Raw genomic sequence first — 23,073 nt, forward strand, 5'->3', positions numbered from 1 at the left:
CCCGTCATCACGCGCCTCCTGCGGTCTTCAGCCCGACCTCCCCGAGGGCGTCCGCGACGGCGCCGACGCCGACCACCGCGGCGGTGTGCCGGGACGCGACCCGCCACAGGTCCGCGAAACGGTCGCCGGCGCGCGCGGTGACGACCTGCCAGCCTCCCGCCTCGAGCATTGCGGCGGCGTGCCGCTGGCCGTCCTCGAACCCGGGTGGAAGGGGGATCGCCGCCGCGCTGCCCGCCCAGGTCTGCGCGTCCAGCAGGAAGGCCACCGCGCTCGCGGTCACCGGCTTGGCCCGGGCCAGATCGGCCGCATCGTCGCCGGTCAAGGTTCCGAGAAAGGCGATGACCAGACTGTCCGCCCGGTCGTCCGCGGCCGCCTGACTGAGGCTCAGACCGACCGCATGGACCGGGCGCAGCACGGCGAGGGTGTCGAGGACCGCGTCCTGAGTGTCGGTCAGGATCGAGCCGGCGCCGTCACCGGTGCTCAAGTGCACCGTGTAACCGTTGTTGAGCAGGTGGATCGCGCTGCTCGCGGCCGCGGAGACGGCCCACTCCAGCGAGGCGGTCGGACCGGTCCCGCGGTGCGCGCCGGCGCGGTTGTCCAGCAGGACCGTGCAGCGGCTGTGCCAGGTCTGTTCTTCACGGCGCACCATCATCTCGCCGTGGTGCGCCGTGGCCCGCCAGTGGATTCGCTTCAGTTCGTCGCCGTAGCGGTACTCGCGCACGCCGACGTCGTCCTCGCCCGCGGCTGCGGCGTGTGCGGCGTGGCCGTCGCCGTGCCCGGCCCATACGGTGCCCAGTGTGATCGCGGGCAGCTGCTCGACCTTCGGCGCGACCGTCAGCGTGTGCTGAGCGCTGAAGGACCGGGTCAGCTCGAACAGGCCGAGCGGGTCGGCGCTGCGCAGTGTCAGCGGTCCGAGCTGGTAGCGGCCGCGGCTGTCCGACCGCACCCGGTAGGCGACCCGGCGGCTGCCGCCCGGCTCGATGCGCCGCAGGATGAACCTCGGCCGGGACCCGAGCGTGTACGGCACCTGATCCTCGACCAGGAGCGGGCTGCTGGGCAGCCGCGCGGCGTTCTCCAGCCGCAGGTGCACGCGCGCCGGCGAGCCCACCGGCACCCGTGCCGGTTCCAGGCTCCGCCGGCAGGCGATCCGGTACCGCGAGGCCGAGGTGATCGCCGCGGCCGCGACCGGCAGCGCCACCAGCAGGATGGCCACCCGCAGCAGCGGCCCGTAGCCGAGCAGGATCGCGCAGGCGGCCGAGGCGAGGCCCGCGGACAGGAAAGCCCGCCCGCGCGTGGTCAAGCCGGCCGAGAACGTGCGGAAGGTGCTGCGGACCTTCTTCGTCTGCGGGCGGGTGTTCACGGCCGGCTCCCCGTCACGTGCGGGCGCGTCGCGCGCCCTGGCCGTCGATCGGGACCTGGTCGAGCAGATCCGTGACTATCTGCTCGGACGAGCGGCGGGCGACTCGCGCCTCGGCGGTCGGGATCAGCCGGTGCGCGAGCACGGGCACCGCCAGTGACTTGACGTCGTCCGGCAGCACGAAATCGCGGTCCTCCAGCGCGGCCCGCGCGCGCGCAGCCCGCACCAGATGCAGCGTTGCGCGCGGTGAGGCGCCCAAGCGCAGGTCTCCGGACATCCGTGTGGCCGTCACCAGATCGATCACATACCGTTTGACGTCTTCGGACACGTGGACCGTGCGTACCGTCTCGATCAGCTTGACGATGTCGTGCGTCCCCGCGACCGGCATCAACTCGTCGAGCGGGTTGGCGGCGCTGTGCCCGTCGAGCATCCGCAGTTCGGCGGCCGGTGCCGGGTATCCCATCGCGATCCGGGCCATGAATCGGTCGCGCTGGGCCTCGGGCAGCGGATAGGTGCCCTCCATCTCCACCGGGTTCTGCGTGGCGATCACCATGAACGGCGTTTCCAGCGGGTAGCTGACCCCGTCCACGGTCACCTGCCGCTCGCCCATGCACTCCAGCAGGGCCGACTGGGTCTTCGGCGAGGCGCGGTTGATTTCGTCGCCGAGCACGATGTGCGCGAACACCGCGCCGGGCTTGAACTCGAACTCCAGCCGCTGCGGGTCGAAGACGGTCACGCCGGTGACGTCCGACGGCAGCAGGTCCGGGGTGAACTGGATGCGCCGGACCGTGCATTCGATCGTCTTGGCCAGCGCCTTGGCGAGCATCGTCTTGCCGACGCCCGGCACGTCCTCTATCAGCAGGTGGCCTTCGGCCAGCAGCACGGTCAGCGCGAGGCGGATCACATCGCGCTTGCCCTCGATCACCGACTCGACTCGCTGCAGGATGCGATCGGTGACCGCCGAGATCCGGTCGGGCCGTGCGTATCCGGACCCGGTGTGCTGCTCCTGGCGCTGATCGAATTGCTCGCCGTCCTGCGCCTGAGTGCTGCCCGGCACCGGACCCTCCCCTCGTTCACGGCCGCGCCTTTCCGGCTGCCGTTGGGGTCATCTTGCCCGAAGGCGCGCGTGAATGTGCAACAGCTGGGACAGGGCTTTCGAATTCGTCAGCGCAGTGAACCGCGCGGTGATCGGTTCCGTGGGATAGCGCCCTTTTCGAAAGTGCCCGGCGAACCGGCGGACGGCGGCGAAGTGGAGCACTCGGACGGCGTAGAGGGGGGTTTGTGGAGTAGAGTGGAGGGAAGTGGAGGACGTGCGGGATGGCGTCAAGGCGTAGTCACGCACTGCCCGTCCGCCATGTCCTGTGCGCAACTTCCGCTGACCGCCGTGCCCTGCGGCGCGGCGGGTCCGTCCCGGCCGGCAGGAGGCGCCGATGTTCCTCGGCACCTTCGTTCCGCGCCTGGACGACAAGGGCCGGCTGATCCTGCCGGCCCGGTTCCGCGAGGAGGCGGCCCGGATCGACGGAACGGAGCGGCTGGTGATCACCAAGGGGCAGGAGCGGTGCCTTTCGGTGTGGCCGGCCTCGGCGTTCGCCGAGGCGGCGGACCGGATCCGCCGCGCCTCCGCGACCGGTTCACTCGCCTCGCCCCGCGCGGTGCGCGACTACCTGCGGGTGCTCTACGCGGGCGCCAGCGAGCAGTCGTTCGACAAGCAGGGCCGCATCACCTTGCCGCCCGCGCTGCGCGAGTACGCCGGCCTGACCCAGCAGGTCGCCGTCGTCGGCGCGGATACGCACTTCGAGCTTTGGGACGCGGCGGCCTGGGACCGCTACGTCGCCGAGAAGGAACCGGCCTTCGCCGACCTGGATCAGGACGACCTGTTCCGGGGGGTGGCGCCCGACCTGCCCTGAACCGATGCGTCCAGGGCCGCGCGCCGCGGCCGTGGGCCTCCACCCGCTCACCCGCGTTCTGAAGCCCCTTCCCCGGTTCCAGAGCGTTCGTGAGTACATCCGAGCGGGCGGGGACCCACGGCCGCGGCCTTCTTCCCCGGTACCACTGTCCAGTGTCGCGCCCGTACCGCGTATCGCCGTGCTGCGCCGGCTGCGGTGTGTCGCGTGCGCTGCGACCGACCGCCGCCCGTGAGCTGCGGTGGGATACTGGCCGGCATGGCACCTGACTCGGCGGCGGATGACGACACGGCTCGAAAGGGCGATACGGGCCGCATGCGCTCCGAGCCGCGGCAGGCGAGAGAGCCGGCCGCTGCGGAATCGGCGAGCCACGCCCCGGTCATGCTCGAACGCTGCGTCGAGACGCTGGTCCCGGCGGCCGTGGACGGCGCGGTCTTCGTCGACGCGACCCTCGGCCTGGGCGGGCACAGCGAGGCACTGCTGCGCGCCTGTCCGGGAATCCGGCTGATCGGACTGGACCGCGACCCGCAGGCGTTAGCGCGTTCGAGTGAACGGCTGGCGCCGTTCGCGGACAGGATCGACCTCGTGCACGCCGTCTACGACGAACTGCCCGTGGTACTCGACCGGCTCGGGGTGCGGAGCATCCACGGCATCCTCTTCGACCTCGGAGTCTCCTCGCTACAGCTCGACGTGCGCGAGCGCGGCTTCGCCTATGCCTTTGACGCGCCGCTGGACATGCGCATGGACCAGGACGCGCCGCTGTCCGCATACGAGGTCGTCAACACCTACCCGGTCGCCGAACTGGCTCGCGTCCTGCGCGAATACGGCGAGGAGCGCTTTTCCGGACGGATCGCCTCGGCGATCGTCGCGGCCAGGGCCAAGGAGCCGTTCACCACCACCGGTCCGCTGGCCGAACTGGTGCGTGACTCGATCCCGGCGGCTACCCGGCGCACCGGCGGGCATCCGGCCAAGCGCACGTTCCAGGCGCTGCGCATCGAGGTCAACGCGGAACTGGCGGTCCTGCAGCGGGCGATTCCGGCGGCGATCGACGCGCTGGCGGTCGGCGGGCGCATCGCCGTGCTCGCCTACCACTCGCTGGAGGACCGGTTGGTCAAGCGGGCGCTGGCGGCGGGAGCGGCTTCGACCGCGCCGCCCGGCCTGCCGATCGCGCCGCCGGACACCGACCCGCTGCTGCGGCTGCTCACCCGGGGGTCACAGGAGCCGAGCGCGGCCGAGATCGCCGAGAACCCGCGCGCGGCTTCGGCGAAGTTCCGCGCCGCCGAACGGGTGCGCGAAGGGGCGGTGGCCCGCCGGCTGCGCGACACCGCAAGCCAGGATCGCAGAGCCCGTCGCTATTAGAGCGTTAAGTTCGGTTTCGTGGCGGATCGGCCGATCCGCCCCTGGATCGGGCCGAAAATCCGCGAAGACCGGGCGGCATGTGCCGCGCCGTTACGCCTTCTCGCATCGGCCTTGCGGAATACTGGCCGGCATGGTTGCAGCACTGACGGGGGAGCGGCGGTGAGCGCCGGGCCGCCGGAGGGTCCGCCCGACTCGATCCGCGGACGGGTGCGCCGGCCCGGCCGGGTGGGTCCGGTCGCGGTGATCGAGGGATTCGCGGGCCGCCGGTCGGTCGTTCCCTTCGCCATCCTCGTGCTGTGCCTGCTGGCCGCCGGACTGGTGATCCTGCTGCTGCTCAACACCGCACTCGACCGCGGCGCCTTCCAGATCCAGGCCGCGCAGAAACGGCGCTCCCAGCTGACGGACCGCCAGCAGGAACTCCAGCTGAGCCTCGCCGCACTCTCCGCGCCCGGGGCGCTGGCCTCGCAGGCCTCGGCACTCGGCCTGGTACCCAACCCGCGCCCGGCCTTCCTCAACCCGAGCAGCGGCGCCGTCCTGGGCGTGCCGACCCCCGCGCCGACCACGGCGGCGCCCTCGCCCTCGCCGTCGCCGTCGCCGTCAGCGACGCCCTCGGCCTCAGGCACCGCCTCGGCGACGGCCTCGCCCACCGCGCCCGCATCCGCATCCGCATCCGCATCCGCATCCGCATCCGCATCCGCGCCCGGGGCGCGCCCGTGAGCCCCACACGCGACGGCGACCGCGGAAACGACGGACGCCGGGTACCGCCACGTCGAACTCCGCAGCAGTCCGCGAAGCCTCGTTCAAGTGTGCGGACACGGACCGAGAACCGCGTCAGCGCGCCGCCTGCCGCGGCCAAGCCGCTCCAGCTGGGTGACCCGCGCCGGCGGCTGCGCGTCGGGATGATCACGATGGCGTTCGTACTCTCCCTCTTCGGCGGCCGGCTCTTCCAGCTACAGGCCGTGGACGCGGTGAATTACGGCGCCAGCGCGGCTGCCGCCAGAACGCAGGACTACGTCCTGACCGCGACTCGCGGCGCCATACTGGACTCCGCCGGCCGGCCGCTGGCCGAATCGGTCGACGCCGTCGACATCACCGCGGACCCGGTGCAGGTCAGGAGTCTCAAGCAGGACCCGGCGGTGTACGCCTCCAAACTCGCCGCGCTGCTGGGCAATCCGCCCGGCAGCGTCGACGTGGGCAAGCTGCGCGCCAAGCTGTCCGACGTGACGACCCGTTACGTCCTGCTGGCCAAGCAGATCACCCCGCAGGTCTGGAATCAGGTCAAGGCCCTGGGTCTGTCCGGGGTCTACGGCGTACCCGACGCGAAGACCGTGTACCCGAGCGGACCGGTTGCCTCGAACCTGGTCGGCTTCATTGACGGCTCGGGCAAAGGCGCGGCCGGCCTGGAACGCGCCTACGACGGGTTGCTGGCGGGCAAGAACGGCCGCATCTCCTACCAGGCCGCCGACGGCGCCGAGATCCCGACCGCGGGCATCAACGAGCAGGCGCCCGTGCCCGGCACCTCGATCGAGACGACCATCGACGCCGCGATCCAGTGGGCCGCGCAGCGGACGATCGACGCGCAGGTCTCCGCCTCGAAGGCCGAGTCGGGCACGGTCGTGGTGATGGACCCGCGCACGGGCGCGATCCTGGCGCTGGCCACCTCGCCGAGCTACGACCAGACGAACCTGTCCGCGGTGAACCCGGCCGACCTCGGCGACCGCGCGGTCTCCGAGGTCTACGAACCCGGTTCGGTCGCGAAGGTGATCACGATGGCTGCGGCCATCCAGCAGGGTGTGGCGAGCCCGACGACACGTGTGGTGGTGCCCGGCGCGATCCAACGCGAGGGAACCGTCTTCCACGACGACACCGCGCACGCCACCGAGCACCTGACCCTCACCGGAGTGCTGGCCGAGTCGAGCAACATCGGCACCATCGAGACCACCGACACCTTCGGCCCGGACCGCGACCAGATCCTCTACCGTTACCTGACCGAGTTCGGCTTCGGCCGGTACACCGGGCTGAACCTGCCCGGCGAGTCCGCCGGACTGCTCGCGCCCCCGTCGAAGTGGAGCGGCTCACAGCGCTACACCATCCCCTTCGGCCAAGGCCTGTCTGTCAACGCGGTCCAGGCCACCAGCGTTTTCGCCACGATCGCCGACGCCGGGGCGCGTGTGACGCCCAACCTGGTCAAGGGCTACGTCGATACCGGCGGCCGTTTCACCGCCGCACCCGCCGCGTCACGCACCCAGGTCGTCTCGCCCGGCACCGCGCACGAGGTCGAACAGATGATGGAGTCCGTGGTCTCCGAAAAGGGCACCGCGCCCGCCGCGAAGATCCCCGGCTACCGCGTCGCGGGCAAGACCGGCACCGCGAACCGCTTCGACAGCCGGTGCGGCGGCTACTGCGGCTACACCGCCTCGTTCATAGGGTTCGCACCCGCCGACGACCCGCAGTTGGTGGTCTCCGCGGTGATCCAGGACCCGACCAGCGGCCCGTACTTCGGCGGCTCGATCGCCGCGCCGGTATTCCAGAAGGTGATGTCCTTCGCGCTGCAGAGCCTGGCGATCCCGCCCACCGGCACCAAACCGCCGAACCTGCCGGTGCAGTGGTGAACGCACGGACCCGGCAGGGCGGAGACGACGTCAAGATCCGGTAACAGTTGCCCGCGCACGTGAAGCCTGCCCGCAAGTTCAGAGGGTGTCTGGTCCGGTTTCGGGGTCAACGTCGCGGTCGTCGTGCTCGGGGCCGCTGGCACGCAGGCGCGCCGAGACGCGGTAGCCTGCCCGTCGTGCCGAACCCGCTCAAACAACCGCCCCCCGCGACCGGCCAGCAGCGACCGGGACACGCTCCGCAGCGCACCCTCGCGGAACTGGCCGAGGCGGTGCCCGACACGGTGATCACCGGCACGCACGACGCGGCCGCAGTGCTCATCTCCGGATTCACCCACGACTCGCGGGCAGTGCAGCACGGTGACCTCTACGCGGCGATGGCCGGTGCCACGGTGCACGGCGCCGTGTTCGCCGCGCAGGCCGCCGAGCGCGGCGCGGCCGCGATCCTGACGGACCGTGAAGGCGCCGAGCGCGCGGCCGAGACCGGGCTGCCTGTGATCGTCGTACCGTCGGTGCGTCCCGTTCTCGGTCCTGTCGCGGCCTGCCTTTACGACCAGCCCTCCGCACATCTGAAGATGCTCGGTGTGACCGGCACCAACGGCAAGACCACCGTCAGCTATCTGATCGACGGCGGACTGCGCGCGGCCGGTTACCACACCGGCCTGATCGGCACGGTGGAGACGCGGATCGGTGAGCGTGCCATAAAGTCCAGCCGCACCACCCCCGAGGCCCCCGACCTTCAGGCGCTGCTCGCGATGATGCTTGAGGACGGTGTGGGCGCGGTCGCGATGGAGGTGTCCAGTCACGCGTTGGCGTACGGCCGGACCGCAGGGATCCGCTACGCCGTCGCCGCGTTCACCAACCTGACGCAGGACCACCTCGATTTCCACGCCGACCTCGAGGACTACTTCGAGGCCAAGGCCAAGCTGTTCACCCCCGGCTACACCGAGTTCTCGGTCGTCAACATCGACGATCCCTACGGCAGGCGCATCGCTCAGCGGCTGACCGACGCGGACCAGCCGCACTGGACTTACTCGGCCGCCGCAGAGCCCTCGGCGCACTGGCGTGCGGCGCACGTCGAGCCGGCCGCCGAAGGCTCGGTGTTCACGCTGATCGGACCGGATGACTGCCGCGTTCCCGCCTCGGTACAACTTCCCGGCGGTTTCAACGTCTCCAATGCGATGGCCGCGATCGTCGCACTCGTCGCAGCCGGCGTTGAACCGCAGACCGCGGCCGCCGGCGTGGCATCCGTGGCTGGAGTGCCCGGACGGATGCAGCGGATCGACGCCGGGCAGCCGTACCTGGCTGTCGTCGACTTCGCACACACTCCGGACGCGATCGGCACGCTGCTGGCAGCACTGCGGCCGGTGACGCGGGGTCAGGTGCGTGTCGTCATCGGCTGCGGAGGCGACCGGGATCGGGGCAAGCGACCGATGATGGGCGCCGCGGCGGCGCGCGGCGCCGACGAGGTGATCCTCACCAACGACAACCCGCGCTCCGAGGACCCGCTGGCCATCCTGGAGGCCGCCGCCGCCGGGGCGCGTGAAGCGATCGCAACGGGCGCGGCGTCGGCCGTGCAGGTCATCCCGGACCGCGCCGAGGCGATCGCACGGGCCGTCGCGGCCAGCCGCCTGGGCGACACGCTCGTCGTCGCGGGCAAAGGACACGAACAGGGACAGGAGATCGCCGGCGTGGTCCATCCGTTCGACGACGCAGCGGTGCTGCGCACCGCGATCGAACGCTCCTTGACCGAAGGCGGCGCGTCCGAGCGGTCGATGCCGCTGTGATCGGGATGACCCTCGCCGAGATCGCGCGCGCGGTCGGCGGAACGCTCGCCCCGGGGACGGACGGCTCGCTCGCGGTCACCGGGGCGGTCACGGTGGACTCGCGCGCGGTGGAACCCGGCGGCCTGTTCGCGGCCTTCGTCGGCGAGCGCGTGGACGGGCACGACTTCGCCGCGGCGGCCGTCGGGCAAGGCGCCGCGGGCGTTCTGGCGAGCCGCCGGATCGAATCGGACAGCGGCCATATCCCCACCGTGCTCGTCGCGGACGTCAAGGACGCCCTCGGCGACCTCGCCTACGCGCTGCTGAACCGGTTGCCGGACACCACCGTGATCGGGTTGACCGGCTCCTCCGGAAAGACCTCGACCAAGGACATGCTCGGCCAGGTGCTCGCGGCGCACGCCGTGACCATCGCGCCGAAGGGCAGCCACAACAACGAGATCGGACTGCCGCTCACCGTCCTGCGCGCCGACGGGAGCACCAGGTATCTCGTGCTGGAGATGGGCAGCCGCGGCATCGGCCATCTCAAGTACCTGTGCCGGATCGCGCGGCCGTCGGTCGGCATGGTGCTCAATGTCGGCAACGCGCACGTCGGCGAGTTCGGCTCGAAGGAGCAGACCGCGCTGGCCAAGGGCGAACTGGTCGAGGCGCTGCCGCCGGACGGCCTGGCCGTGCTCAACGCCGACGACCCGCTGGTGGCGCCGATGCGCGAGCGGACCGCCGCCCGGGTGCTGACCTTCGGCGAGTCGAACGCCGCGGATGTGCGCGCGAGCGGCATCGAACTGGGCCCGGACGGCCGCGCTCGCTTCGTCCTGCACGCCGACGCCTACGGCCAGCCCGCCGAGGTCGCGCTGCGCGTGGTCGGCGAGCACCAGGTCGCCAACGCGCTGGCCGTCGCGGCCGTGGCGCTCGGGCTGGGGCTGCCGGTGGACGCGGTCGCGCGGGATCTGTCGGCGGCGCTGCCGCTGAGCGCCGGGCGCATGTCCGTCTCGGAACGTCCCGACGGCGTCGTCGTGATCGACGACGCCTACAATGCCAACCCGGAATCGGTGCGGGCCGCGCTCAAGGCGCTGGGCGCACTGGCCCGCGCCCGGCCCGGGGCACGCTCCTGGGCGGTGCTCGGGCAGATGCTGGAACTGGGCGAGCGCTCCGGCGAGGAACACGACGCGATCGGGCGGTTGGCCGCCCGGCTGCGCGTCGACCGGCTGGTCGCGGTGGGCGAAGGCGCCGAGCACATCCACGCCGGGGCCGGTCACGAAGGCTCGTGGGGAGAGGAATCCGTGATGGTGGCCGACCCGGATGCGGCGCTGGCGCTGCTGCGCGCCGAGCTGAGGCCCGGAGACGTGGTGCTGCTCAAGGCGTCCAACTCGATCGGTCTCGGCCGGGTGGCGAAGGCGCTGGTCGAGGACGGTGCGATCGAGGAGTGGGCGGTCGAGGACGGCGCGATCGAGGAGTGGGCGGTCGAGGACGGCGTGGCGGCGGAGGGCGACCGGTGAGGGCGGTCCTGTACTCCAGCGTCATCGCGCTGGTCTGCTCGCTGGTCGGCACCCCCGTCGTGATCAGGATGCTGGTCAAGCGCGGCTATGGGCAGCTGATCCGGGACGACGGCCCGAAGAACCATCTGACCAAGCGCGGCACGCCCACCATGGGCGGGATCGTGATCGTGCTGTCCACGCTGATCGCGTACGGCGCCACGAAACTGGCCACACAGCACTGGCCCAGCGCCTCCGCGCTGCTGGTGCTGTTCCTGATGACGGGGCTCGGCGCGGTCGGCTTCGTGGACGACTTCATCAAGATCTACAAGCAGCGTTCGCTGGGCCTGCGGGCCAAGGCGAAGCTGATCGGGCAGGCCCTGGTCGCGGTGATCTTCGCCGTGCTGGTGCTGCACTTCCCGGACCAGTACGGGCTGACCCCGGCGTCCACGAGCGTCTCCTTCCTGGCGGACACCACGCTCGTGCTCGGTCCGGTGCTCTTCGTGGTCTGGGCGTACCTGCTGATCTCCGGCACTTCGAACGCGGTGAACCTGACCGACGGCCTCGACGGGCTGGCCACCGGCGCTTCCGCGATGGTGTTCGCCGCCTACGTGTTGATCGGCATCTGGCAGTACGGCCAAAGCTGCGTGAACGCACCCGGCCCGGGCTGCTATGCGGTGCGCGATCCGCTGGACCTGGCGATCGTCGCGGCGGCGCTGATGGGCGCGTGCTTCGGCTTCCTGTGGTGGAACGCCAAGCCGGCCAAGATCTTCATGGGCGACACCGGCTCGCTGGCCCTCGGCGGCGCGCTTGCCGGGCTGGCCATCTGCTCGCGCACCGAACTGCTCATCGCGCTGCTCGGCGGCCTGTTCGCGATCATCACGATGTCGGTGATCATCCAGGTCGGTTCGTTCAAGCTGCGCGGTAAACGGGTGTTCAAGATGGCCCCGCTCCAGCACCATTTCGAGTTGCTGGGCTGGGCCGAGGAGACCATCGTGATCCGGTTCTGGATCATCGCCGGGCTCTGCGTCGCGCTCGGCATCGGAGTGTTCTACGCCGGATGGGTCACCGGATCATGACGGAAGCGACGGACACCGCGGACCCGGCCGGGCCGCGCGACTGGCGGTCGGCGGACGTCGAGGGCCGCGCCGTCGTGCCGTGGCGGGGCTTGCGCGTCTGCATCGTCGGAGCGCGGGTCGTCGGCATCTCCGCGGCCCACGCGGTGCGCGCGCTGGGCGCCGAGGTCACGCTGGTCGATCGCGGCGACGACGCGACGACGAGCGAGCGCGTCGCACCGCTTTACGCCGAGGGCGTGCGCGTCCGGCTCGGCGACGACGCCACGCTGCCGGACGGCTGCGAACTGCTCGTCGTCTCGCCCGGAATCCCGCCGCGGGCACCGATCGTCGCGGCCGCCCGGAAGGCCGGCATTCCGGTCTGGGGCGATGTGGAACTCGCCTGGCGTCTGCGTAAACCGCTTCCGGACGGTTCTTACGCGCCGTGGTTGCCTATTACCGGCACCAACGGTAAGACGACCGCCGTGCGTATGCTCGCGGCGATGCTGGGGGCCGCTGGCAAGCGCACCGTCGCGTGCGGAAACATCGGCCTGCCGATTCTTGACGCGGTCCTCGCGCAGGATCCATACGACGTGCTCGCCATCGAACTGTCCAGCTTCCAACTGCACTGGACCGAGTCGATGAGTCCGCTCGCTTCGGCGGTCCTCAACGTGGCCCCCGACCACATCGACTGGCACGGTTCGCTCGGCGATTACACCCGGGCGAAGGGCCGCATCTACGAGAACTGCCAGGTCGCCTGCGTGTACAACGTCGCCGACGATGTCACCCGGGAACTCGTCGAGGACGCGGAGGTCGTTGAGGGCTGCCGCGCGATCGGCTTCACGCTCGGCGCTCCGGGGCTGTCCATGCTCGGCGTGGTGGACGGCATCCTGGCCGACCGCGCCTTCGTCGAGGACCGGCAGCGCACCGCCGCCGAACTCGGGACCATCTACGACGTAGAGCCGCACGCCCCGCACAACATCGCCAACGCGCTGGCGGCCGGGGCGCTGGCGCGTGCCTACGGCGTTCCCCCGGCGGCGGTGCGTGACGGGCTGCGCGCCTTCCGGCCGGACCCGCACCGCATCGCCTTCGTCGCCTCCATCGACGGCGTGGACTTCGTCGACGACTCGAAGGCGACCAACCCGCACGCCGCCGCCGCCTCCCTGGCCGCCTACGAGGACGTGGTCTGGATCGCCGGGGGACTGGCGAAGGGCGCGACCTTCGACGACCTGGTCGCCGGGGCGGCCAGGCGGCTGCGCGGCGCGGTGCTGCTGGGCGCCGACCGCTCGTTGATCGCCCGCGCCCTCGCCCGCCATGCCCCTGACGTCCCGGTCGTGGACATCGGGGGAGCGCAGGACGGCCTGACCGGCGCCCGGGCGATCGAACGCGCCGTCGAAGCCGCGTCGCGATTGGCCGCGGGCAAGGCGGCAGCGCTCGGCGATGCCGCGGCGGATACCGCGCCCGTGACCGTGCTGCTGGCCCCCGCCTGCGCATCGATGGACTTGTTCGTCTCCTATGGCGAGCGCGGAGACCTGTTCGCGCGCGCCGTGCGGGAACGCAAGGCCGCACGCGGGTAACGTGCCCTGATGAGCCGGATACGTTTGTCTGGAGATGGGTGGGCCGCGTGGTTGAACAGCAGGGCCGACCCGTAGAATTCCCGCCTCCTTCCACGACGAAGAACACGGCAACAACGAAGATCACGGCAACAACGAAGAACACTGCGACGACCGAGGGCGCTGCGGCGAACGACGCCGCGCTCGCGGTCTGGGATCTGCTGCGCCGCATGCGGCCCGGCCGCGCCGGCTCCGGGGAGGGCGGTCACCCCTCGTTGCCGCGCTACTTTCTGATCGGCGCGACTTTCCTGCTCATCACGGTCGGTTTGCTCGAAGTGTATTCGGCCTCGACGGTACACAACCTGCTGACCGGCAAGCCGGAGCTCGGCACCGTCGAACGCCAGGCGATCTCGGTCGCGATCGGCATCCCGATACTGATCGTCGCGGCACGGCTGCCGGTGCGCTTCTACCGCGCGCTGGCCTACCCGCTGCTGATCGGCACTCTGATCATGCTGGTCATGGTCCTGGCCCTGGGCCAGGTCTCCACCGGCGGCAACAAGAACTGGCTGGTGTTCGGGCCGCTGACGATCCAGCCGAGCGAGTTCGCGAAGTTCGCCCTCGTGCTGTGGGGCGCGGACCTGCTCGCCCGCAAGGAGAAGCGGCTGGCCAGCTGGGACCACCTGATCGTGCCGCTGCTGCCGATGGCCGGGCTGATCATCGGACTGGTCATGCTCGGCGGTGACATGGGCACCTCGATGATCATCGCGGCCATCGCCTTCGCGCTGCTGTGGATCGTCGGCGCCCCGGGGCGCCTGTTCGCCATTCTGACCGGTTCCGCCGCCGGCCTGGCCGCCGTCGCCGTCCTGCTGCGGCCGAGCCGGGTGCGGCGCTTCACGGCCTTCCTCGACCCCGCCGCCGACCCGCAGGGCACCGGCTTCCAGGCGGTGCACAGCTTCAGCGCGCTGTCGACCGGCGGCTGGTTCGGCGTCGGGGTCGGGGCGAGCCGGGAGAAGTGGGGCTCGCTGCCCGAGGCGCAGACCGACTTCATCTTCGCGATCATCGGCGAGGAACTCGGCCTGATCGGCGCGCTGGCAGTGCTGGCGCTGTTCGCGCTGATCGGATACGCCGGCGTGCGGATAGCGCTGCGCGCCCGCGACAGCTTCGTACGCCTGGCCGCCGGGGCGGTCACCGCCTGGCTGATGGTGCAGATGATGATCAACCTCGGCGCGGTGCTCGGGGTGCTGCCCATCGCCGGCGTACCGCTGCCCTTCGTCTCCTATGGCGGCTCCTCGTTGCTGCCGTCCATGGCCGCGATCGGCATGTTGGTCTCGTTCGCCCGGTCTGGTGACGGCGGCGCGGGACGAACGGATATGCTCTCGACCCGGGCCAGTGCGGCGTCCGCGGCTGCCGCCGGTTCCGGCCGCCCGCGCCCGAAGGCACCGCGAGAAGAGGGACGCACAACGTGACCGACGCAGCCCGTCCGATCCATGTCGTGCTCGCCGGAGGAGGCACCGCGGGCCATATCGAGCCCGCCCTCTCCCTGGCCGACGCGCTGCGCAGACGCGACCCACGGATCGGAATCACGGCGCTGGGCACCACCAAGGGCCTGGAGACCAGGCTCGTCCCGGAACGCGGCTACGACCTCGAACTCATTCCGGCCGTGCCGCTGCCGCGCAAGCCCACTTCCGAGCTGTTCACCGTGCCGAGCCGGCTGGCGGGCACGGTGCGCCGGGCCGCCGAGGTGCTCGACCGGGTCGGCGCGGACGTCGTGGTCGGCTTCGGCGGCTACGTCGCGTTGCCGGCGTACTTCGCCGCCCGCCGCCGAGCGGTGCCGATCGTGCTGCACGAGGCCAACGTGCGCCCGGGCCTGGCGAACCGGGTCGGCGCGCGGATGACCGAGCGGATCGCGACCGGTTCGCCGGACTGCCGGCTCGGCGGCGGCCGCTACATCGGCATGCCGCTGCGTCGCTCCCTGTCCACACTCGACCGGGCTGCCTTGCGCGCGGAGGCCTGCGACGCGTTCGGCCTGGAGAAGGAGGGCCCGACGCTGCTGGTCTACGGCGGGTCACTGGGCGCGCGGCGGCTGAACGAGGCGGTCACCGCGGCCGCTCCCGCGCTGTGCGCGGCCGGGGTGCAGATTCTGCACGCCGTGGGCCGCGCCAACTACGACGAGTCGGCGCTGCCGCGCATCGGCGGCGCCGGACAGGGCGGCGCGCTCGCGAAGTACGTCGCAGTGCCCTACCTCGACCGGATGGACCTCGCTTACGCCGCCGCGGATCTGGTCCTGTGCCGCGGTGGTGCGATGACCTGCGCCGAGGTCGCCGCGGTCGGCCTGCCTGCAGCTTATATACCGCTTCCGATCGGTAACGGCGAGCAGCGCCTTAACGCGCAACCGGCCGTGCGCGCGGGCGGTGGCCTGATGATCGATGACGCGGATCTGACCGCGGACTGGCTCATCCGTGAGCTGATCCCGCTCGCTCGGGACCGGGAGCGATTGGACCACATGGGCGCCGCCGCGGCCGAACTCGGTCGCCGCGACGCCGACGAGACCCTGGCCGACCTGGTCTTCGAGGCGGCCGGCAGCACGCCGGCGGTTGCCGCGGGAGCGCAGGCGTGAGCGTCGGGCCGACGCACGGGCTCGCCGATCCGCGCGGCTACGAACCGCCGCAGTCGATTCCGGCCGCCGAGGAGCTGGGACGCATCCACTTCGTGGGCATCGGCGGAGTAGGCATGGCCCCGGTCGCGCGGATCGCGGCCGAGCGCGGCCTGCCGGTGTCCGGCAGCGACATCAAGCGAACCGCCACGATCGACGCGCTGCGGGCCGCGGGCGCACTGATCCGCATAGGCCAGGCCCCGGAGAACCTCGACGGCGTGGACACGGTCGTGGCGACCACGGGCGTGCGGCCGGACAATGTGGAATTCGTCGAGGCGATGCGGCGCGGGCTGCGCATCATCCACCGTGCCACGGCGCTCGCGGCGCTCATGGTCGGGCGCACGGCGGTACTCGTCGCGGGCACGCACGGGAAGACCACGACCACGTCGATGCTCGCGGTCGCGCTCGACGTCCTCGGGCTGGACCCGTCGTACGCGATCGGCGGCGAGATCGGCGCCTCCGGTGTCAGCGGGCACGCCGGGGGCGGCGCCGTGTTCGTCGCCGAGGCCGACGAGTCCGACGGCACGTTCCGGCACTACGAACCCGACATCGCGGTGGTCACCAACGTCGAACTCGACCACACCGACTACTTCGGCTCGCTCGACGACGTGCACAAGGCGTTCGTCTCCTTCGTGGACCGGCTCAAGCCCGGCGGCCTGCTGGTGGTCTGCGCGGACGATCCCGGCGCGGTCGCGGTCGGGCGGGTGGCGCAGGACACCGGGCTGCGTGTGGTCTGGTACGGCGAGAACGCCGCGGTACCCGGTCAGCCGTCGCGTGCGGGCCGGCCCGAGGGGGAGCAGACCGTCGACTATCGGATCGAAGGGGTCGAACTGGTCGGCGGCGCCGCGCGTTTCGACATACGCGCCAAGGCCACGGGCATGGTCCATCACCTGCGGCTGGGCGTTCCCGGCCGGCACAACGCGGCCAACGGCACAGCCGCCTTCGCCGTCCTCGACGCGCTGGGTACCGATCTGAACCGGGCACCGGACGCCCTGGCGGCCTTTCACGGTGCCAGGCGCCGAATGGACTTCAAGGGTGAGGCCGGCGGCGTACGCGTCTACGACGACTACATGCACCACCCGACCGAAATCGCCGCGACGCTCGCCGCGTTTCGCGCCCTGGCCGGGGACGGCAGGCTCATCGTCGCCTTCCAGCCCCAGCGCTACACACGCGCCCGGACCTTCCTGCGCGAGTACGGGCCGCGGCTCGGCGCCGCGGACGCCGTAGTCGTGCTCGAGGTCTACCCGGGTTCCGGCGAGGATCCGATCGAGGGCGTGACCGGCGCCGTGATCGCCGGTGACATCCCGCTGCCGCCCGACCGCGTCGTCTTCGAACCCGACAGCGCGGCCGTGCCCGCGCGGCTGGTGGCCTGGGCCCGGCCGGGCGACCTGATCGTCACCGCCGGGGCCGGGGACGTCACGAGCCTCGGCGCGAAGATTCTCGACCTGCTCGCGGCCGGCGACGGCGCGGCTTCGCCGGAACCGGCCGGTGCGGAGGCAGGATCGGATTCGTGAGCGACGACGGCACCGATCCCGCGGACCCGGCACGGTCCGCGATCGCGTCGGCCCGCTCGCTCACAGCCGTCTCCCGCTTGCCCGCACAGCTGTACGCGGCCAGGATGCGCGCCCGCGAACGCTGGCGGAGATTGAGTATCACCGTCACGGTCACGCTCGTCCTGCTCGCGGTAGCCGCATACATCATCATCTGGCACACGCCCGTCCTCGCTCTTACGACCGTACGTGTCGCGGGGGAGAAGAGTGTGCGCGCACAGCAGATCGTCAATGCTGCCGCACTGCGCGACGGCACGCCGCTCGCCTCGCTCGACACCGGCGCGGCGGCAGCGCGGGTGCGGAGACTGCCACCGATCGCCTCCGCTTCCGTGTCACTCGACTGGCCGCACGGCGCGGTCATCACCGTGACCGAACGCGTGCCGGCCGCGTTGGTACCCGAGGGTGCGCGTTACGACGTGGTGGACGTGTCCGGGGTCGTCTTCGGGGTGCGGGACGCGCCATCCGGCGTCCTGCCCGTCATCCGCGTGCAGGGCTCGCCCGCGGTGAAGGCCGCCGTGGTTCCCGGCGCACTCGCCGCGCTCAAGGCACTCGCCCCGGTCATCGTCGGCCAAGTCACGGGTATCTCAGCGTCGAGCGCGTACTCGATCGAATTGACCCTGCGCGACGGCTCTGTGGTGGAATGGGGTGGACCCGACGCGGCGTCGGCGAAGGCGGCTGACCTTGCGGCCCTGTTGCGGCTCGGCAAAGCGGCCCGATACGACGTCAGTGCCCCGGAAGCTCCCGCGATGTCCGGACGATATGACTGAGTGACGGTGGGTCAGTTGAACTGTGCTTCAGGAACTTTCGGCGTGTTCGTTGAACAGGCGCTCCGAGAGACCTACTGTCGATTCGTCGATCGAGTCGTCACCTCGATGACTGACCCATAGTTGATGTTGACCCTAATTGATGTTGACTCAGTCCGAGGGCGATAAGGTCGTTCGCGAATAGACACCGAGCGCCGACCATCCGTACTCACCAGCGCGAGAGGCCTTCGAACCGTGGGTGCACCGCAGAACTACCTCGCCGTGATCAAAGTCGTCGGGATCGGCGGCGGTGGCGTCAACGCGATCAACCGGATGATCGAGGTCGGGCTCAAGGGCGTCGAGTTCATCGCGATCAACACCGACGCGCAGGCTCTGCTCATGAGCGACGCGGACGTCAAGCTGGACGTCGGGCGCGAGCTGACCCGCGGCCTCGGCGCCGGCGCGGACCCCGAGGTGGGCCGCAAGGCCGCCGAGGACCACGCCGAGGAGATCGAGGAGGTCATCAAGGGGGCCGACATGGTCTTCGTGACCGCCGGCGAGGGCGGCGGCACGGGTACCGGCGGCGCTCCGGTGGTGGCCCGCATCGCCCGCTCGCTCGGCGCGCTGACCATCGGCGTGGTCACCCGTCCGTTCACCTTCGAGGGCAGGCGGCGCGCGGCGCAGGCCGAGTCCGGGATCGCACAGCTGCGCGAGGAGGTCGACACCCTCATCGTCATCCCGAACGACCGGCTGCTTTCCATCTCCGCGCCCGGGGCCACGGTGCTCGACGCGTTCAAGTCCGCCGACCAGGTGCTGCTCTCCGGTGTCCAGGGCATCACCGACCTGATCACCACCCCGGGCCTGATCAACCTGGACTTCGCCGACGTCAAGTCGGTCATGTCCGAGGCCGGCTCCGCGCTCATGGGCATCGGTTCGGCCCGCGGCGACGACCGCGCGGTCGCGGCGGCCGAGATGGCGATCTCCTCTCCGCTGCTCGAGGCCTCGATCGACGGGGCGCGCGGGGTGCTGCTGAGCATCTCCGGCGGCTCGGACCTCGGCCTGTTCGAGATCAACGAGGCGGCGCAGCTGGTCTCCGAGGCCGCGCATCAGGACGCGAACATCATCTTCGGCGCGGTCATCGACGACGCGCTCGGCGACGAGGTGCGCGTCACCGTGATCGCCGCCGGGTTCGACGGCGGCCAGCCGGCCAAGCGCCGCGACGGCACCCGCCGCGTCGACGAGCCGCCCGCCCAGAGCAACACCACCGTGCACAACGCGATGCTCGGCACGCTGCCCCGGCCCGCCGGCGACGAGGACCCGCTCGCGGCCACGATCCCGGGCGCCCGCATCGAAGACGCGGCGAGCGCCGCCGACGAACTCGACATCCCGGACTTCCTCAAGGAAGGGAACTGACCGCTTCCGGGCACGTGCCGCCCCGCGGTTGGTGATCGCGCGGCGATCTGACACGCTCGTTGCGTGACTATCGCATTCAGCGGCCCGGTGCGCTTCGCCTTCACGGACCGCCGGGGCGGCGTCAGCCTTCCGCCCTACGATTCGCTCAACCTCGGTGACCACGTCGGCGACGATCCGCAGGCCGTGCGCACCAACCGGCAGCTGGCCGCGCGGGAACTCGGCGTCGCCCGGGAGCAGGTCGTCTACATGAAGCAGGTGCACGGCGCGGACGTCGCGTATGCCGGCGAACCGTGGCCCGACGAGCTCGCGCCGAGCGTGGACGCGCTCGTCACCGACCGGCCCGGCCTCGTGCTGGCCGTCCTCGTCGCCGACTGCACCCCGGTTCTGCTCGCGGATCGGGCCGCGGGCGTCGTCGCGGCGGTGCACGCGGGCCGCCCCGGGATGGCCGCCGGAGTGGTGACCGCGGCCGTCGCGGCGATGCGCGAACTCGGCGCGCAGCCCGCGCGCATCGAGGCGTACACCGGACCCGGCGTATGCGGGGCCTGCTATGAGGTGCCCGAGCGGCTTCGCGCCGAGGTGGCGGCCAGGGAACCGGAGTCCTGGGCGACGACGCGCCAGGGAACGCCCGCGATCGACGTGGCCGCCGGGGTGTCGGCGCAGCTGCGCCGCGCGGGAGTCCGGCAGAACCCGACCCGGATCGCCGACGGCTGCACGATGGAGACCTCGCAGTACTTCTCGTACCGGCGCGACGGGGTCACCGGCCGCTTCGCCGGATTCGTCTGGTTCGAAGAGGACTGAGGCACCGTGGCCGAGTCGTACGCCGGTTCCGGGCCCGAAGACCAGCGCGCCGCGCAGCTGGCCGAGAATCTCAATGCCTTGCGCACGCGCCTCGACGCCGCCTGCGCCGCCGCGCACCGCGCGCCCGGCGCGGTCGCGCTCGTCGCCGTGACCAAGTTCTTTCCCGCCACCGACGTCCTGCGACTGCTGCGCCTCGGCCTGCGCGAATTCGGCGAGAACCGGGACCAGGAGGCCGCGGACAAGGCCGCGCGGGTGGCCGGGGCGCTGCGCGGCCCGCAACACCTGGATCTCGCGGCGCCGCGCTGGCATTTCATCGGGCAGCTCCAGACGAACAAGGCCCGGTCCGTCGTCTCCTATGCGGACGTCATCGAGTCCGTCGACAGGCTCAGGCTGGTCGCCGCGCTGGATCGGGCGGCGGAACGGGCCGGGCGCGCGCCCACCTGTCTCATCCAGGTGAATCTCGATCCCGACCCCGGTGCGGGAGCCGACGCGGACGGTCGCGGCGGCGCCGCACCCGGCGAGGTCGAACGGATCGCCGACGCGGTGGCCGGTTCCCCGGCGCTGCGCCTCGGGGGCCTGATGGCGGTCGCCCCGCTCGGCGCCGACCCGCGTCCCGCCTTCGAACGCCTTGCCGAGTTGCATGCGAAAGTCCTTGGCACGCACCCTGAAGCTGTGTCACTCTCAGCGGGGATGAGCGGGGATCTCGAAGCGGCCGTGGCCGCGGGCGCGACACACGTACGCATCGGGTCCGCGTTGCTCGGTAGCCGAGCGCCGCTGCGGTAACGTCTGATCCAGTATCCGAACGAAGAGCGCCGAGCGCCTCGGTCCGCAGGGGGAACACGGCGGCCGTCCGCGACCGGTTGATCCGTCAGTTCGAACAAGGAGGGACGGGCATGCCCGGATTCATGAAGAAGACGGCCGTCTACCTCGGGCTGATGGAGGGGGACGACCCCTACGCGTACGAGGAGTACGGCCAGGAGGCGGACGAGGAGCGGCCGCTTCACCTCGACGACGACGAGGAGGAGGAGCCGGAGCGCTACTCCGCCTCGCGTACCGAGTCCGCCGCCGCCGAGCAGGAATCCCGGCCGCTGTTCCTGTCCGAGCCGCGGCGCCCCCGCGACGCCGAGCGTACCCCCGAGCGCCGCGAGGTGGATCGGCGCGACGCCGGCGACTCCGCCTTCCACGGCGCCCAGTCCGCCGGATACCCCGTCGCCCGGCCCGCGCCGATCGCGCTGCTGCCCGAGCGGGCCGATCGTTATGAGCGCCCTGCGCCGGTGGCCGCGACGATGGGCAGCGTCGGGCACGGGTTCGGCGGCGGCGGTGACGGCGGCTCCTCAAGCGACGCATACCGGATCACGACGCTGCACCCGCGCACGTACAACGAGGCGCGCACCATCGGAGAGCACTTCCGCGACGGAACCCCCGTCATCATGAATCTGACCGAGATGGGCGACGCCGACGCGAAGCGGCTGGTGGACTTCGCCGCGGGCCTGGTCTTCGGGCTGAGGGGGTCGATCGAGCGAGTGACGCAGAAGGTGTTCTTGCTTTCACCTGCTAACGTCGACGTGACGGCCGAGGACAAGGCCCGCATCGCCGAGGGCGGGTTCTTCAACCAGAGCTGACAGGCGGTACCCGACCGGGCGCCGCCGGTGACCGCGGCATCCGGGACGGACGGACGTTTTTCGATGGGACACGTGGCGATCCAACTGGTCACAGTGGTTCTGTGGGCTTACTGGGTCGTGCTGATCTTCCGGTTGATCATGGAGCTGGTTTTCCAGTTCGCCCGCTCCTGGGATCCGCGCGGTGTCATGCTGGTGGCTGTGGAGTCCGCCTACACGGTCACTGATCCCCCGCTGAAGTTTCTGCGTCGGCACATCCCGCCGCTTCGTCTCGGCGGTATTGCGCTGGACCTGGCGTTTATGCTGCTCTTGCTTATCATGTGGCTGTTGATCGGGGTGGTGGGCCGCCTGTGACACGACAGAACCGCCAGGACACGAGATATTGTCTGTCCGGTACGCCGACGATCCACGCTGAGGTGAAGAGATGCCGTTGACCCCCGAGGACGTGCACAACAAGCAGTTCACGACCGTCCGGCTGCGCGAGGGCTACGACGAGGAAGAGGTCGACGCCTTCCTGGACGAGGTGGAGGCCGAGCTCACCCGGCTGCTGCGGGAGAACGAGGAGCTGCGCGCCAAGCTCGCCGCGGCCACGCGCGCCGCGGCCGCCGCGCAACAGCAGCCGCCGATGGACCGTCCGCCGATGGACCGGATGCCCGCCAGACGAGAACCCGTGCCGATACCGCCACAGCTTCCCGCGCCGATGCCGGTACCCGTACCGCAGCCGCAGCCGCCGCAGTTCCAGCCCGGCGGCGACTCGGCGGCCCGGGTGCTCGCGCTGGCGCAGCAGACCGCCGACCAGGCGATCGCCGAGGCCCGCAACGAGGCCAACAAGATCGTCGGAGAGGCGCGTACGCGCGCCGACGGCATGGAGCGCGAGGCCCGCGGTAAGGCCGACGCCCTGGAGCGGGACGCGCAGGAGAAGCACCGCGTGGCGATGGGCACGCTGGAGCAGGCGCGCGCGTCGCTGGAGCGCAAGGTCGAGGACCTGCGGGCGTTCGAGCGCGAGTACCGCCAGCGGCTCAAGTCGTACCTGGAAAGCCAGATGCGGCAGCTGGAGTCCAACAGCAGCGACGACCCGGCGCTCTCGGCCTCGCGCGGCGGTTCACCGTTCCCGCAGCTGGGCGCTGGCGCGCCCCAGGCTCAGGCTCCGGCGCCGGCGATGGTCGGCGCGGGCATGGGCCCCGGCATGGGCATGGGTCCGCAGCAGGGC

Annotated in this window: 20 protein-coding genes; 18 read left to right on the forward strand and 2 right to left on the reverse strand. The window is 71.3% G+C overall.

The window, feature by feature from the left end; all coding sequences use genetic code 11:
* Positions 1-7: 7 nt before the first annotated feature.
* A complete protein-coding gene (locus KGA66_RS13415; protein WP_211468319.1) occupies positions 8-1,360 on the reverse strand; it encodes a DUF58 domain-containing protein in 1,353 nt (450 codons plus the stop codon).
* A 13-nt stretch (positions 1,361-1,373) separates the two neighbouring features.
* Entirely contained in the window at positions 1,374-2,324 is a 951-nt protein-coding gene (locus tag KGA66_RS13420; RefSeq protein WP_369015868.1) for an AAA family ATPase, read from the reverse strand.
* 463 nt (positions 2,325-2,787) lie between these two features.
* Between KGA66_RS13420 and mraZ the strand changes: the two genes are divergently transcribed.
* From mraZ to KGA66_RS13510, 18 genes are all read left to right on the forward strand, one after another.
* Entirely contained in the window at positions 2,788-3,264 is a 477-nt protein-coding gene (gene mraZ, locus KGA66_RS13425) for a division/cell wall cluster transcriptional repressor MraZ (protein ID WP_211468323.1), read from the forward strand.
* Between the two features lie 312 nt (positions 3,265-3,576).
* Positions 3,577-4,620, forward strand: coding sequence for a 16S rRNA (cytosine(1402)-N(4))-methyltransferase RsmH (gene rsmH / locus KGA66_RS13430; RefSeq protein ID WP_211468355.1), 1,044 nt, complete (start codon positions 3,577-3,579; stop codon positions 4,618-4,620).
* Positions 4,621-4,779: 159 nt separating this feature from the next.
* Complete coding sequence (gene ftsL / locus KGA66_RS13435) at positions 4,780-5,337, forward strand: cell division protein FtsL (RefSeq protein WP_211468325.1); 558 nt, start codon at positions 4,780-4,782, stop codon at positions 5,335-5,337.
* Between the two features lie 89 nt (positions 5,338-5,426).
* Positions 5,427-7,232 carry a peptidoglycan D,D-transpeptidase FtsI family protein gene (locus tag KGA66_RS13440; protein ID WP_211468327.1) on the forward strand — a complete coding sequence of 602 codons (1,806 nt, stop codon included), beginning with the start codon at positions 5,427-5,429 and terminating at the stop codon, positions 7,230-7,232.
* Positions 7,233-7,408: 176 nt separating this feature from the next.
* Positions 7,409-9,016, forward strand: coding sequence for a UDP-N-acetylmuramoyl-L-alanyl-D-glutamate--2,6-diaminopimelate ligase (locus tag KGA66_RS13445; RefSeq protein ID WP_312886900.1), 1,608 nt, complete (start codon positions 7,409-7,411; stop codon positions 9,014-9,016).
* Positions 9,013-10,506, forward strand: a complete 1,494-nt coding sequence (locus KGA66_RS13450) for a UDP-N-acetylmuramoyl-tripeptide--D-alanyl-D-alanine ligase (protein ID WP_369015865.1) — start codon at positions 9,013-9,015, stop codon at positions 10,504-10,506. The genes KGA66_RS13445 and KGA66_RS13450 overlap by 4 nt, the downstream gene beginning before the upstream one ends.
* The gene (mraY, locus tag KGA66_RS13455) at positions 10,503-11,561 is read left to right on the forward strand and encodes a phospho-N-acetylmuramoyl-pentapeptide-transferase (RefSeq protein ID WP_211468329.1); all 1,059 of its coding nucleotides are present in this window, start codon (positions 10,503-10,505) and stop codon (positions 11,559-11,561) included. Before KGA66_RS13450 ends, mraY begins: the two co-directional genes overlap by 4 nt.
* A complete protein-coding gene (murD, locus tag KGA66_RS13460; RefSeq protein ID WP_211468331.1) occupies positions 11,558-13,111 on the forward strand; it encodes a UDP-N-acetylmuramoyl-L-alanine--D-glutamate ligase in 1,554 nt (517 codons plus the stop codon). Before mraY ends, murD begins: the two co-directional genes overlap by 4 nt.
* A 47-nt stretch (positions 13,112-13,158) precedes the next feature.
* Complete coding sequence (gene ftsW, locus KGA66_RS13465; protein WP_312886901.1) at positions 13,159-14,553, forward strand: putative lipid II flippase FtsW; 1,395 nt, start codon at positions 13,159-13,161, stop codon at positions 14,551-14,553.
* Positions 14,554-14,570: 17 nt separating this feature from the next.
* Positions 14,571-15,704: an undecaprenyldiphospho-muramoylpentapeptide beta-N-acetylglucosaminyltransferase gene (gene murG, locus KGA66_RS13470; RefSeq protein WP_369015869.1), complete on the forward strand. Its 1,134-nt coding sequence runs from the start codon at positions 14,571-14,573 to the stop codon at positions 15,702-15,704.
* Entirely contained in the window at positions 15,701-17,254 is a 1,554-nt protein-coding gene (gene murC, locus KGA66_RS13475; protein WP_211468335.1) for a UDP-N-acetylmuramate--L-alanine ligase, read from the forward strand. Before murG ends, murC begins: the two co-directional genes overlap by 4 nt.
* Positions 17,251-18,057 carry a cell division protein FtsQ/DivIB gene (locus tag KGA66_RS13480; RefSeq protein WP_211468337.1) on the forward strand — a complete coding sequence of 269 codons (807 nt, stop codon included), beginning with the start codon at positions 17,251-17,253 and terminating at the stop codon, positions 18,055-18,057. Before murC ends, KGA66_RS13480 begins: the two co-directional genes overlap by 4 nt.
* A gap of 231 nt (positions 18,058-18,288) precedes the next feature.
* Positions 18,289-19,446, forward strand: a complete 1,158-nt coding sequence (ftsZ, locus tag KGA66_RS13485; RefSeq protein WP_211468339.1) for a cell division protein FtsZ — start codon at positions 18,289-18,291, stop codon at positions 19,444-19,446.
* A gap of 69 nt (positions 19,447-19,515) precedes the next feature.
* Positions 19,516-20,244, forward strand: a complete 729-nt coding sequence (gene pgeF, locus KGA66_RS13490; protein ID WP_438822039.1) for a peptidoglycan editing factor PgeF — start codon at positions 19,516-19,518, stop codon at positions 20,242-20,244.
* A gap of 6 nt (positions 20,245-20,250) precedes the next feature.
* Positions 20,251-21,027 carry a YggS family pyridoxal phosphate-dependent enzyme gene (locus KGA66_RS13495; protein ID WP_211468343.1) on the forward strand — a complete coding sequence of 259 codons (777 nt, stop codon included), beginning with the start codon at positions 20,251-20,253 and terminating at the stop codon, positions 21,025-21,027.
* 110 nt (positions 21,028-21,137) lie between these two features.
* A complete protein-coding gene (locus KGA66_RS30990) occupies positions 21,138-21,866 on the forward strand; it encodes a cell division protein SepF (RefSeq protein WP_211468345.1) in 729 nt (242 codons plus the stop codon).
* A 63-nt stretch (positions 21,867-21,929) separates the two neighbouring features.
* The gene (locus KGA66_RS13505) at positions 21,930-22,217 is read left to right on the forward strand and encodes a YggT family protein (protein WP_211468363.1); all 288 of its coding nucleotides are present in this window, start codon (positions 21,930-21,932) and stop codon (positions 22,215-22,217) included.
* 70 nt (positions 22,218-22,287) lie between these two features.
* Positions 22,288-23,073, forward strand: a 786-nt coding sequence (locus KGA66_RS13510) for a DivIVA domain-containing protein (RefSeq protein ID WP_211468347.1), incomplete at its 3' end; no start/stop codon positions are given.

The sequence above is a fragment of the Actinocrinis puniceicyclus genome, assembly GCF_018283645.1.
Classification (GTDB): domain Bacteria; phylum Actinomycetota; class Actinomycetes; order Streptomycetales; family Catenulisporaceae; genus Actinocrinis; species Actinocrinis puniceicyclus.

What these genes read in the sequence shown, in the direction of transcription:
- mraZ (WP_211468323.1), top strand. Translation starts at nt 2,788, where the DNA reads ATGTTCCTCGGCACCTTCGTTCCGCGCCTGGACGACAAGGGCCGGCTG.
- rsmH (WP_211468355.1), top strand. Translation starts at nt 3,577, where the DNA reads ATGCGCTCCGAGCCGCGGCAGGCGAGAGAGCCGGCCGCTGCGGAATCG.
- murD (WP_211468331.1), top strand. Translation starts at nt 11,558, where the DNA reads ATGACGGAAGCGACGGACACCGCGGACCCGGCCGGGCCGCGCGACTGG.
- KGA66_RS30990 (WP_211468345.1), top strand. Translation starts at nt 21,138, where the DNA reads ATGCCCGGATTCATGAAGAAGACGGCCGTCTACCTCGGGCTGATGGAG.
- KGA66_RS13505 (WP_211468363.1), top strand. Translation starts at nt 21,930, where the DNA reads ATGGGACACGTGGCGATCCAACTGGTCACAGTGGTTCTGTGGGCTTAC.